11 protein-coding genes are annotated in these 13,387 nt (G+C 46.9%); 8 read left to right on the forward strand and 3 right to left on the reverse strand.

Translation table 11 applies throughout. The features are described 5' to 3' along the window. Positions 1 to 2,397: a phenylalanine--tRNA ligase subunit beta gene (pheT, locus tag BW42_RS00950; RefSeq protein WP_035406335.1), complete on the forward strand. Its 2,397-nt coding sequence runs from the start codon at positions 1 to 3 to the stop codon at positions 2,395 to 2,397. An 82-nt stretch (positions 2,398 to 2,479) separates the two neighbouring features. Here pheT and BW42_RS00955 read toward each other — a convergent pair whose 3' ends face one another. After that, entirely contained in the window at positions 2,480 to 3,667 is a 1,188-nt protein-coding gene (locus BW42_RS00955) for an MFS transporter (protein WP_035406338.1), read from the reverse strand. Next, positions 3,664 to 4,092 (reverse strand): MarR family winged helix-turn-helix transcriptional regulator, encoded by a 429-nt coding sequence (locus BW42_RS00960; protein ID WP_035406341.1) that lies wholly within the window; start codon positions 4,090 to 4,092, stop codon positions 3,664 to 3,666. The genes BW42_RS00955 and BW42_RS00960 overlap by 4 nt, the downstream gene beginning before the upstream one ends. A 248-nt stretch (positions 4,093 to 4,340) precedes the next feature. On the opposite strand from BW42_RS00960, the gene BW42_RS00965 reads away from it, so the two are divergent. Further along, positions 4,341 to 5,807 carry a UDP-N-acetylmuramoyl-L-alanyl-D-glutamate--2,6-diaminopimelate ligase gene (locus tag BW42_RS00965; protein ID WP_052018984.1) on the forward strand — a complete coding sequence of 489 codons (1,467 nt, stop codon included), beginning with the start codon at positions 4,341 to 4,343 and terminating at the stop codon, positions 5,805 to 5,807. Between the two features lie 21 nt (positions 5,808 to 5,828). Here BW42_RS00965 and rnhC read toward each other — a convergent pair whose 3' ends face one another. Continuing rightward, a complete protein-coding gene (gene rnhC / locus BW42_RS00970; protein ID WP_035406344.1) occupies positions 5,829 to 6,749 on the reverse strand; it encodes a ribonuclease HIII in 921 nt (306 codons plus the stop codon). 120 nt (positions 6,750 to 6,869) lie between these two features. Between rnhC and zapA the strand changes: the two genes are divergently transcribed. The 6 genes from zapA (at position 6,870) to BW42_RS01000 (ending at position 13,284) form a co-directional block, all read left to right on the forward strand. Then, positions 6,870 to 7,106 carry a cell division protein ZapA gene (gene zapA, locus BW42_RS00975; protein ID WP_029342308.1) on the forward strand — a complete coding sequence of 79 codons (237 nt, stop codon included), beginning with the start codon at positions 6,870 to 6,872 and terminating at the stop codon, positions 7,104 to 7,106. 3 nt (positions 7,107 to 7,109) lie between these two features. Then, positions 7,110 to 7,658, forward strand: coding sequence for a CvpA family protein (locus BW42_RS00980; RefSeq protein ID WP_035406349.1), 549 nt, complete (start codon positions 7,110 to 7,112; stop codon positions 7,656 to 7,658). A gap of 45 nt (positions 7,659 to 7,703) precedes the next feature. Next, complete coding sequence (gene polX / locus BW42_RS00985; protein ID WP_035406352.1) at positions 7,704 to 9,419, forward strand: DNA polymerase/3'-5' exonuclease PolX; 1,716 nt, start codon at positions 7,704 to 7,706, stop codon at positions 9,417 to 9,419. Further along, positions 9,420 to 11,786: an endonuclease MutS2 gene (locus BW42_RS00990; protein WP_035406355.1), complete on the forward strand. Its 2,367-nt coding sequence runs from the start codon at positions 9,420 to 9,422 to the stop codon at positions 11,784 to 11,786. A gap of 10 nt (positions 11,787 to 11,796) precedes the next feature. Beyond that, a complete protein-coding gene (locus tag BW42_RS00995) occupies positions 11,797 to 12,204 on the forward strand; it encodes a DUF350 domain-containing protein (RefSeq protein WP_035406358.1) in 408 nt (135 codons plus the stop codon). A gap of 183 nt (positions 12,205 to 12,387) precedes the next feature. Then, complete coding sequence (locus BW42_RS01000; protein ID WP_035406360.1) at positions 12,388 to 13,284, forward strand: YitT family protein; 897 nt, start codon at positions 12,388 to 12,390, stop codon at positions 13,282 to 13,284. Positions 13,285 to 13,387 lie beyond the last annotated feature (103 nt).

The raw sequence follows: 13,387 nt of genomic DNA on the forward strand, positions 1-13,387 counted from the left end.
ATGTTAGTCTCAAAACAATGGTTGAACGAATATGTGGATGTCAGTCATACATCAGGACAAGACCTGGCTGATTTGATTACTAAGAGTGGAATCGAAGTCGAAGGCGTCGATGTCCGGGATGAAGCGTTAAACAACATCGTCGTCGGACGTGTGTTAACGAAAGAAAAACATCCAGAAGCAGATAAATTAAACGTTACGACAGTTGACATCGGACAAGACGAACCAGTTCAAATCGTTTGTGGTGCACCGAACGTCGAAGCAGGACAAGATGTCATCGTCGCGCGTGTCGGAGCTCGCTTGCCAGGGATTAAAATTAAACGTGCCAAATTGCGCGGTGTCGTCTCGGAAGGGATGATCTGTTCACTCGAAGAACTCGGATTCGAAAAAAAATATATCCGAGAAGATGAGCAGGACGGGATCCATACGTTCCGTGAACCAGTCACACCAGGACAAGACGTCTTGGAATTACTCGGTCTTCGCGACGAAATCCTCGAACTTGGCTTAACACCGAACCGTTCGGACTGTCTCAGCATGTATGGTGTCGCACACGAAGTGGCCGCGCTTTATGACACGACACCGACTTTCCCGGTCGTTGAAGTCAAAGAAGCAGAGCCAGCGACGACAGTAGAAGTGACGCTTGATTCAGAAGACTGCTCGTTCTACGCGGCACGAGAAATCCAAGGGGTGACGATTCAAGAATCACCGACTTGGTTAAAAAACCGCTTGATCGCGAACGGCATTCGTCCGATCAACAACGTCGTCGACGTCACGAACTTCGTTTTACTTGAAACAGGTCAGCCGCTTCATTCATTCGATGCCGAAAAACTCGGGAAACAAATCGTCGTGCGTCAAGCACGTGCAGGGGAGTCATTCACGACGTTAGACGAAGTCGAGCGGACACTTGATTCTTCGATGCTCGTCATCACAGACGGTGAACGCCCGGTCGCGCTTGCTGGAGTCATGGGTGGAGCAAATACCGAAGTGGACGGTAATACGACATCGATCATTTTAGAGTCTGCTTATTTCGCACCGATTTCTGTCCGGAAGACGAGCCGTGTTCTTGGACTCCGTTCTGACTCGAGTGCGCGTTTTGAAAAAGGTGTCGATCCACGTCGTGTCTTGTTAGCACTCGATCGTGCTGCAGCTTTGATTGCTGAACTCTCGGGTGGAACGGTTCAAGCCGGTGTCGCTCAAGCCGGAACGCTCGAGCTTGACGATCATTTGATTGAAGCGAGTGTCTCGTACATCAATCATCGTCTTGGTATGGAAATTGAAGGAACGGTCATGCAAACGTTACTCGAACGTCTTGGTCTCGGTGTTGAATTATCGGGGGATGCCTTGACGGTCAGCGTACCGACTCGCCGCCAAGATTTGAAAATTCCGGCTGATTTAGCGGAAGAGGTCGCACGTCTCTATGGATATGATGCACTGACTTCAAGCTTACCGTCTGAAGCGAGCCGTGGTTTCTTACCAAAACGGAACATCCATCGTCGTCATTTACGTCGGACATTGCAGGGAGCGGGTCTCTCACAAGCGATCACGTATTCATTGACGAGCGAGCAACGCGCGATGCAATTCAATGAACGGGAAGATCTGCATCCAGTCAAACTGGCGATGCCAATCAGTGAAGCACGTTCGACATTGCGGACATCACTCATTCCGGGACTCCTTGAAGTCGCACAACATAACGTCGCTCGACAGCATGCAGATGTCGCATTCTATGAACTCGGTAGTGTTTATCTACAACGAGATGCTTCACTTGAGACACTTCCAATCGAACAAGAAATGATTGGTGGTGTCGCAGTTGGTGTATCAGAACAACACCGTGCTCATGGCACACTTGTTAAAACAGATTTCTTCGTCATGAAAGGAATCGTCGAGACACTCGCATCTGCGTCTGGTATCACGTTGACGTTTGAGGCAGCGAGCATTCCATCGATGCACCCAGGGCGGACGGCACGTATTCTGCTTGATGGAGAAGCAATCGGATTCGTCGGTCAAGTGCATCCTGGTCTGTCAAAAGAACAGTATGGTCTAAAAGAAGTGTACGTCTTCGAGTTAGAGGCAATGGCATTGCGTTCGAAGGAAGAACAGGTCTACTCGGAAATCTCACGTTTCCCATCGATGACACGTGACTTAGCAATCGTCGTTGAGCGATCAGTGACGGCACAATCAATCGTCGATGTCATGACGGAGGCGGCCGGTCCACTTCTACAGGCAATCGAATTATTCGATGTCTATACGGGAGAGAACGTTGGAGAACATGAAAAATCGTTCGCCTTCTCTCTTCGTTACCAAAACAAAGAACGGACGCTCGTCGACGAAGAGATTACGACAGCGCAACAGCGAGTCGTTGATGCAGTGAAAGAAACTTTCAATGCGGAACTTCGTGCATAATCAGTTCGTGCATAATCAGAATGAAAAAAACAGCCGCTTTCCTCTTAGAGGAAGGTGGCTGTTTTAGTTTGACGAGATAGATTTAAGAAGCTAGTTCTTCTGCTTCAGATGATGTAGCTTGTCGTTTCGTAAAGATAAAGTACAGTAGACCACTTACGAGAACGATTAGACTACAGGATAAGAACATATTCGAATAGCCGATACCGCTTGCGACTGTGGCGAGAATCAAGGCACCGATTCCGAAGCCCGTGTCGTAAGCAAGGAAAAAGGTCGAGATGGCTTTCCCTTTCTGTGCGGGAGGTGCGAAATTCAAGAGGACGGTTTGAAGACCCGGGAAGATAGACGCCGAACCGACACCAATGATGACGGCAGCAGTCAATAAACCGGCAAAAGAAGGATACATGCCGAGAATGACAAAGCCAATCATATAAAGAACAAACGATGGCAATAACACGAATGCGGCACCCCGCTGGTCGAACAGTTTTCCGGCAATTGGTCGAATCCCGACCATTCCAAGAGCAACTAACGCATAAAAATAAGAAGCATATGCCACATGTCCGATCGAGTCCGTATACAGTGAAATGAACGCTGAAGTACTAGAAATTGCAACGCCTGCCAAAAGGGTCGCTACTAACAAAAGTGGACGCGATAAAAAGAGAGACTGGCTTAAACGAAATGCGGATGTGCTTGGAATATGTTGGCTTGTTAGTGGCAAACGCATCATTAACAATAAGGCGATGATGGCTAGGGCAGCAACCGTGACGAAATAAAGAGCAAAGGCTTTTTCTTGAATAAAGGTTAGACCGATGACAGGACCAAGAACGGATGCCAAGTTCATCGATAGTACAAAATATCCCATACCTTCGCCTTGACGTGTTTTTGGGATCAATGTCGTGACAGCGAGACTGATTGAAGAAGACAACATCCCAAAACTAAAACCATGAATGATACGGATGATGATCAAATAGAAGAATGATTCCAGTGGTAGGACGAGCAGGTAACAAATGCTCATCATTGTAAAGAGAGTCGCAGAGATCATCAAGACGCGCTTCAAATCGTAACGATCCAACCAGTGACCAATCAATGGACGAGAACAGACCGTTGCCAGGATGAAGCTCGTCACAATCCATCCGAGTGCTGAAGCAGAGACTGGAAACTGCTTAGCAGCCAGTAAAGGCAGTGAGGCATTGAGTAGGTAAAACGTGATGAAGAGCAATAGATTGATGACCAACGTCATGACGTAATGACGTGAAAATAATCGAGTGGTCATGAGGATTCCTCCTGTCGATGTAGAGTGAGTAAGTGTGTCATCCATTCACCGAGTTGTTGCTGATCGGTAAGGGGGAAGGTGGCAAGTAATCGTTGATGTGTCTCTTGGACAGCAGCGTCGATTTGGTCGAACCGTTCGATGGCTAAAGGTGTCAACGAGACGAAGTGTGTTCGTCCTTCTTTCGTTCGAGTGATGAATCCGAGTGTCTCAAGACGTGAAACGGTTTTTGTCACAGCTGGTTTTTCGATGATCAAATAATGTGCCAATTGAACTTGTGAAACAGGTTGTAATAACGCAACTGCTTTCAATAGCGCCCATTGACCCGTATGTAAGGAATATGGAGCTAAGGTAGCATCAACTTCTCGTTTGACGAGACGTGATACTTTGGATAATTGTCCGAGGACATCTTCTTGGGTATAAAGCATTTTTATTTCTCCTTTAGTTAACTAGTTAACCTTAAGAGTGTATCAAAGCTGGGTGAGAGGTGCAAGATGAAAAAACTTCGTGCATGTATTAACAGGAATGAGGTTCTTAAATGAAAAAGATTAAGCAATGCTCGAACGGGGTATGTTCCGTAAAAGGGTATTTGTTCAACTTAAAACATCGAGTGCTTACTCTTACGATAAGTTGACTGTACTATTTGGACATAGAGAGAAGAAAGGAAGAGTACATCATGAATCGACTAGCGAAGCTTCTGACTGAATTATTGCCAATTCCTATAAATGAAGCAATCAATCCATTGATCACGAATATCGCCACCGATTCACGTCAAATCAAACCGAATGGACTGTTTATTTGTATCAACGGTTACACCGTTGATGGTCACGATTATATCAATCAAGCAATCGAAAATGGAGCTGTGGCAATTTTGGCTGAACGGCCGTTTCCCGACTGTCCAGTTCCTATCATCATCGTATCGGATACAAAACGACTTGCGGGTCAAGTCGCGAATCGCTTTTATAATCAACCGAGTCAAAAAATGCGTGTTTATGGTGTAACAGGAACGAACGGAAAAACGACGACAACGAAATTAGCGTACGATCTCTTTCGGGCGACTGGTGTGAAAGCCGGCATGATCAGCACGGTCGGTGCACGGATCGATGAAGAACTCATCGAGACGCCAAATACGACGCCCGAAGCGATCATTTTGCATCGATTATTGTTCGAGATGGTTGAACAAGGCGTCACGGATTGTATTATTGAAGTGTCTTCTCATGCGCTTGCTGAAGGGAGAGTCGAGGGAGTTTCCTTCCATTCGGCAGCCTTTACGAATTTATCGCATGATCATCTTGATTATCATCATTCGATGGAAGAGTACGCCAAGACGAAAGCTTTGTTATTTCAACAAGTTGCTGCGTCAAACGGACAGACCATCGTCTTAAATCGAGAAGACGGTTGGAGTCGTGTCATGCGAGATGCCGCACCTTTGCAACCAGTTATTTGGTATACGACGCAACCACACCGGACGTCACAAATCGCAGTCGAATGGCTGACCGACACCATCAATGTCCGGATCGATGAGACGACGACACGTGTACCGACAGCTTTACTTGGTGAATTCAATGCGGCGAATTTAGCGGCAGCAATGGGATTATTGCGGGCAGGCAATGCCAATCTGTATGCACTGATTCGTCATATTCCAGAACTGGAGTTACCGAAAGGACGACTTGAACGACTGGAATGGACTTCTTGCGAAATCTATCTCGATTATGCGCATACCCCAGATGGTCTAGAAAAATGTTTACAGGCACTTACTTATATAGGCGAGTCGCTATCGATTGTCTTGAGTGCAGCTGGAGAGCGGGACCGATCAAAACGAGCGGAGATGGGACGAATCGCAAGTAAATATTGCGAACATATCATAGCAACTGTTCATGATGCGAGATCAGAGGCTCCGAATCAGATCATCGATGAGTTAATTGTTGATGTTCCGAAAGAGCGGTTAATTGGGTGTCACACGTCTCGTCATGAAGCACTCGTACAAGCCGCGCATCTCGCACATCGAGGACAACGCGTCGTCATTGTCGGAAAAGGGCATGATGAGGTGGAACGAATCGGAACTAAAACGATTCCTTTTAATGAAAAACATATACTGCTTGCGGAACTAGAACGGCTGTCTGAAGGAGAATCCGTCATTTAAAAACCGACCATTCCGCAAGGGTCATGGTCGGTTTCGTTTCGTAGCTAATTGTTGTGCCTTTTTTGTATTCGCAAAATGAGCTTTCGTCCAGTCACGAAGTTTGTCAGAGCCATAACGTAAAATCAGTGAAGCCGCGACTTGGTCAACCTTGGCGCCAGCACCTTTAGGAATGACGACACCTGTTGACTCACTTAACTTGTCCATTTCCTTGAGAAAAATCGCACGAGCGATGATGGATGAAGCAGCGACGGCGACATGAAGTTGTTCCGCTTTAGTCGAGAAGTAGACATTTTCTCGAACAGGATTCACGACACCAGATAGGTGTTTATAATAGACACTTTTTTCGGCGAACTGATCAATTAAAATCGCTTCTGGTTTCGTCTCCAGTTGGTCAAGAAGCCGCTCGATTACATCATTATGCATCAGGGCAGTCATCTTTCCTTGAGTCATCGACCGTTGCATCTGATTGTATTCTGGATTATGTAGAATACGATATGTGTACGGAATGACAGCATGGAGATCGCGAGCAATTCGACGAATCTCGATATCGTTCAAATGTTTGGAGTCTCGGACACCGAGTTCGTGAAGAAGTGCAATCTGCTTTCGATCAACAAAGGAAGCGGCGACGACGAGTGGACCGAAGAAATCGCCTTTCCCGACTTCGTCACTACCAACGACGGACCATTCCGAAAAACCATTCGGTAACGTTGAAACAAGTGGTTCTTTCGACTTAGTCGGCGAAGCCGTACCGAAACGTGTAGCGATAGCTTCGGCTTGCGGTCCTTGAAACATCACTTTTCCAGAATTATAAATCGTGATGACACAACCAGGAATCTTAGCAGCAAAACGGGCATACGGAGGAGACTTCATCTCGTTCTGTTTGAAGTTCTGTATGACTAAGTCCTGTTTTTCTTTAGATAAGCGTAAAACGGTCGTTCCCATAGGCTAACCTCCCTTTCCGGGATTAAGCATACCATCCTTAAGACCGATGGGGGACTTCTTTTCCTAAAACGAAAATGATGGTACTATATGAAAGAAGCAAAGTATGAGGAGGACAGAAAAATGGCTGATTCAGAAGGGTTGAACCGGACGACGATTCATATCGCAGGCAATGATTATACGATTGTCGGAACGGAGTCGCCAGAACACGTACGCGAAGTGGGTCTCCTCGTAGATACGAAGATTCGAGAAATCCGAGAACAAGCACCACAACTCGACGTTCGTCAAATCGCCGTCCTAGCGGCGCTTAATATTGGTAGTGATTATGTAAAAATTAAAAAGAATTTGGGTGAACTATAAACTATGATTTCTCTCGTTATCTTATTACTTCTCGCCTTAGGTGTCATGACAGGGGTCCGAAGGGGAGTTGTGTTGCAGGCCGGTCATTTGCTCAGCCTGATCATTTCCTTCATCGTTGCACTGTCGTTCTATGAGGAACTGGCTACGAAATTCCGATTGTGGGTACCATATCCGTCTACACTGGATGATGCGGGAATCGATTTGACGATGTTCGCGATTCCAAGTTCAGCACGACTCGATGAGGTGTTCTACAAAGCCTTTTGGTTCGTCGTCCTGTTCTTCGGTACAAAAATCATCTTATCGATCTTATTGTCGATGTTTGATTCGTTGACGAATGTCCCGATTCTAAAACAAGTCAAAGGGTTATTAGGTGGCGTCTTTGGTTTCATCGAGATGTACATCTTCATCTTCCTGCTCTTGTTCTTAGCGGCATTCGTTCCAATCCAATCGATACAGGATGCGATCGCGGACTCGAGTTTAGCAAGCTTCATTATCCAGCACACCCCGCTTCTTGCGAACTGGCTGATGGATCAAGTTGGATTGATAAAATAAACAGGCTCCCACGATTGGGAGCTTTTTTTGAGGGGAGAACTGCACATGCGTACGATTCAAGATGCGATGCGTCATTTGGAACGGATATCGGTCTACCTAGAGGTCAAAGGGGAAAATCCATTTAAGATTAATGCTTTTCGGAAAGCAGCAAGTATTCTCGAAGCATCCGATGCTGACTTCATGGCGATCGAGGATTTCACGGCGATGAAGGGGATCGGGAAAGGAACGGCTGCTGTTCTAGAGGAATATCGGGAAACGGGAACGAGCACGGCACTGACAGAACTCGAACAAGAAGTGCCAGAAGGATTGATCGCCTTATTGAAGATTCCGGGTCTTGGTGGAAAAAAGCTCGCTAAACTGCATGAAGTCGGCGTCATTGATGCAGATTCCTTTGCAGAGAAATTAGCAGATGGTACAGTCGAAGCGATGCCTGGATTCGGCAAGAAGACGGTCGAGAAGTACGTTAAAGCACTTGAAACGTTTGAAACACGACCGGAGCGATTACCATACGGTGTCATGCGAAAGATCGTCGCTGAATTGAATCAGACACTTGCATCGTTTGAGGCAATCATTCGTTTTGAAGTTGGAGGAAGTTTCCGTCGAGCAGAAGAGACGTGTAAGGACCTTGATTTCATTCTCTCAACGGATGAACCGGAACGAATCAAGGAGCAGCTTCTAGAACTGTCGCTCATCGATGAAGTCATCGCAGCTGGCAGCACGAAAGTATCGCTCATCTTAAAACGAGACGTTCATTATATCGCGGTTGATTTCCGAATCGTGGATGATGCGGCGTATGCATCTACATTACATCACTTTACGGGTTCGAAGGATCACAACGTCCGGATGCGCCAACTCGCAAAAGAGCGAGGAGAGAGTATTTCTGAATATGGTGTCGAGACCGAGCAAGGATTAGTGCAACCGAACACAGAAGAAGAATTGTTTGCGCGATATGATTTACCGTTCATCGCGCCTGAATTACGAGCGGGACGTCATGAATTCGAGCAAGATTTATCACGTCTCTTGACGGAACAAGATATTCAAGCCGATGTTCATATGCATACGACATGGTCAGATGGTACGTTGTCTGTTGAAGAACTAGTCGATGCCTGTGCTGCACGCGGATATACATGGATGGCGATCACGGATCATAGTAAATATATGAAATTCGTCAATGGATTAACGGAAGAACGTCTGCGTGCACAACGTATTGAAATCGAAGCGGCACGCGAGAAACATCCCGATATGACAATTTTATGTGGTGTCGAGATGGATATCTTGCCCGATGGATCACTTGATTATGAAGATGAGTTCTTAAAAGAAATGGACTATGTCATCGCCTCGATCCACTCGAAGTTCGATCAGACGGAAGAAGAGATCATGCAGCGGCTCGAGAATGCTTGTCGTAATCCTTATGTTTCCTTGATTGCTCATCCGACGGGACGAATCATTGGAAGACGAGAAGGATACGCCGTCAATGTCGATCGATTGATCGAACTAGCAGCGGAGACAGGAACAGCGCTTGAGATGAACGCGAATCCAGCACGTTTTGATTTAACGGCAAGTTCGCTTGCGAAAGCGAAGGCTGCCGGCGTGAAGATTTTAATTAATACGGATACACACCGACCAGAAATGTTAGAAGATATGAAACTTGGAGTCCTCCATGCTCGTAAAGCTTATTTGGAGGCGTCTGATGTCATCAATACGTGGTCTGTTGAAGAAGCACTCGAATTCTTCGGTCGAAAACGTTTAGGAGTGGATTAAATGAATGCCAACGCATTACGCGTTTTAGAATATGAGAAGTTAAAAGAAAACATGCTCGCCTTCACGGCTAGTTCACTCGGAGCACAGTTCGTCCGGGCAATGCGTCCGGCGGAAGACTTCGAGCAGGTCAAGGAACTGTTAGCTGTCACGACGGAAGCAACGACGGTCTACCGGTTGCGTGACCGTTATCCGTTCGGTGGATTGACGGACGTCCGAAGTGAAGTCAAACGGGCAGAGATTGGCTCTGTCCTCTCGACGAGTGAACTTCTAGCCGTCGCAGACGTCGTCTACTCGGGACGTCAAGTGAAGGCGTTCCAAGAACGGCTACACGAAGACCATGCGGATCTACGATTACCGCGCCTTGATAGTCGAATCGAGCAAATCACGAAGCTCGTCGAGATCGAACAGGGGATTCGCCATGCCATCGACGATCAAGGGACTGTCCAAGACTCAGCGAGTGATAAATTACGAGCGTTACGCAGTCAGTTACGCTCGCTCGAAGGACAAGTTCGTTCAAAAATCGATAACGTCTTACGTAGTAAAGCGAAGATGCTGTCTGACGCCATCGTGACGATGCGAAACGATCGTTATTGTGTACCGGTCAAACAAGAATACCGTCAAGCGTTCGGCGGAATCGTCCACGATCAGTCGGCTTCTGGAGCAACGTTGTTCATCGAACCGCAAGCTGTCGTCTCTGCGAACAACGAAATTCAAGAAGCGCGTTTGAAAGAACGGGCGGAAATCGAACGAATTCTTGCACAACTATCGGCACTTGTCGGTAGCGTTGGTGATTCGCTACGCATCAATCTGGATGTACTAGCAGAACTTGATTTCATCATGGCAAAAGCATTATACGGTCATCAGATTGGAGCGGTCGAGCCACGCTTGAACGAAAACCGCCATATCATTCTGAAGGAAGCACGGCATCCGTTCATCCCGAAAGAGGAAGTCGTACCAATTACCGTATCACTGGGTGGGGATTTTACGTCACTCGTCATCACCGGTCCGAACACCGGCGGTAAAACAGTTACCTTAAAGACGATCGGTCTTTTGCAATTGATGGTGCAATCGGGACTATACGTGCCAGCTGCAGATGAGACGGAGCTCAGTGTCTTTGATGCGATTTATGCCGATATCGGGGATGAACAGTCGATTGAACAAAACTTATCGACGTTTAGTTCACACATGACGAACATCGTCTCAATGATGGAAAAAATCGATTTTATGAGTCTAGTACTGTTCGATGAGTTAGGTGCGGGAACGGATCCGACAGAAGGGGCTGCCCTAGCAATCGCGATTCTTGATGAAGTGAAGCGACGCGGAGCACGTGTGGCAGCGACGACGCACTATTCAGAATTAAAAGCGTACGGCTATAACCGAGAAGGGGTCGTCAATGCGTCGATGGAATTCGATGTCGAATCACTCAGTCCGACCTATCGCTTACTCATCGGTGTACCTGGACGCTCGAATGCGTTCGAGATTTCAAAACGTCTTGGACTCGAAGACCGGATCATCGACGCGGCACGTGGTCAAATCGGTAGCGACGCACAGTCTGTCGAGACGATGATCGAACGATTAGAAGAAGCGAAACAGCGGGCTGAAACGTTAGAGGCACAGTTGTTAGAAGAGAAAAAACGACTTGTCGAAGAGAGAGAGCAGTTCGAGCAAGAACAAGCTGAGATCCAGGAAGAGAAAAACGAAATTCTGGCAAAAGCGGAAGAAAAAGCAACACGTGCGGTCGAACGCGCTCAAAAAGAAGCAGAAGGCGTCATCAAACGTCTGAAGGAATTACGAGACGCTGGTGCCGTCAAAGAGCATGAACTGATCGAGGCGCGGAAGCGACTCGAAGATGCGAAGCCGAGTCTGCAAGAGAAGCGGATAGCTAAAGTAAAAGCAAAATACGACCAAACGCCGCGATTTGATAAAGGCGAAGAAGTTAAAGTCACGACCTTCAATCAAAAAGGCTACATTATCAACCAACAGGCGAACGGCGAGTATACCGTCCAAGTCGGCATCATGAAGGTGAACGTCAAACCAGAAGATCTCGCGAAGGTTGGCAGTACACCAAAACGTCCACAAACGAAAGGGCGCTCTGGTGGAACGAGTGTGACGAAACAATCGACACCTTCGGCTGAACTGGATTTACGTGGCGTGCGTGTCGAAGAAGGGTTGTCGAAGCTCGAACGCTTCATGGACCAAGCCTTGTTATCGAACTACGACCACATCCGTGTCATTCATGGCTTGGGTACGGGAGCGATGCGACAAGGTGTCCAAGAATTCTTGAAAGGTCATCGTCACGTCAAAGGTCACCGGTTAGGTGGTCAAGGTGAAGGCGGACACGGTGTGACGATCATCGAACTGAAATGAGGAAAGCAAGATGAACATTTTTGAGAACGTCTATGTCTATACGACAGCGCTCTATTCGGTCGCGGGATTACTGATCATTTTGGGGCTTGCACTTTTTGAGTTGACAACCCGGTATAAAAACTGGGAACATATCAAGAGTGGCAACATCGCCGTTGCGTTAGCAACAGGTGGAAAAATCATCGGACTCGCCAATATCGTTCATTTCGCTGTTCAAGGGGGAGAACGAGTCGGGTCGATATTTCTTGAAAGTGCCTTTGGCTTCTTATTGTTGATATCGACATATTGGATCTTTGAATTCCTGACACCGAATTTGCCGGTAGACCGTGAAATCGAGAATGGCAACATTGCTGTCGGTATCATTTCATGCGCTTTATCGATCGGCATGTCCTACGTCATCGGATCAGCGTTAGTGGGGTGAATCCGTGTTAGAACGTTTAGCGAAAATCATGTTCGGGGTTTCGATCGCCTTTTTGGTTGTCGGTATCCTCTGGATTGTATTTAATTAAAAGAACCGGTCTTACCGTGTGATCATTCCGTACTGACATCGTTTCAGTACGGAATTTTTATTGAGCCACGCCTAATCAAAAAAGGAGGAACGCATATGAACGTACGAAAAACATCAACAACGACAGAAACGAGACGCCGTGCTTTCGAGGCGATGCAATTGATTTCTTGGAAGGACATCTTCTGGGTTATCATCGGGTCGTCGATTCTCGCCTTTGGAATCAACTACTTTACGATTCCAAATGATCTCTCAGAAGGTGGATTGATTGGGATCACGGTCATTTTCTACTATCTTTACGGTTGGGATACGGGACTTGTCTCCTTACTTGCGAACGCTTTGCTGTTCGTTGTCGGTTATCGATTCCTTAGCCGGAAGACGATGCTTTACTCAGTCATCTCAGTCGCCGTCACATCGTTTGTCCTCTCTTCGACAGCAAACCTTGCGACATCATCGGATAGCCGTTTGATTGGTACGGTCTATGCGGGTATTTTGATTGGTGTCGGAATCGGACTCGTCATTCGTGCGGGAGGAACGACGGGCGGTGGTGTCATTATCGCTCGACTGATGAATAAATACTTGAATCTCAGTATCGCAGTCTCGATGTTCATCATCGATGTCGCCGTTGTCGGTGCGTCAGGTTTTCTATTTGGAGAAGAGACGATGCTGTACACGTTAATTGCGATTATCATCGGTTCGTATTTGATTGATCTCGTCAGCGAAGGATTGAATGTCCGCGAAGCGGTCACGATCATTAGCCATCGCCAAGAAGAAATCGCGACGATTCTGACGGAGACGCTCGGACGTAGCGCAACTGTCATCCACAGTCATGGTCATTTCACGAAACAAAAGAATGACATGTTGTATATGATCGTCGATAAACGACAACTGGCACCGTTGAAACAAATCGTCGAAGCAGCGGATCCCCGCGCCTTCGTCGTCATTCATAAAGTGCGAGAAGTCATCGGGGAAGGATTCACATATCCCTCCCGGTAATATGGATTCAAAAGTAGCACCTCTCTTTTTCGGAAATCGAGAAAGGGAGGTGCTGCTTTTTTAGTATTAAAATTTTGATTGAAATAACCAAAAAAACAAGCAG

The organism is Exiguobacterium sp. RIT341, assembly GCF_000632205.1.
GTDB lineage: Bacteria > Bacillota > Bacilli > Exiguobacteriales > Exiguobacteriaceae > Exiguobacterium_A.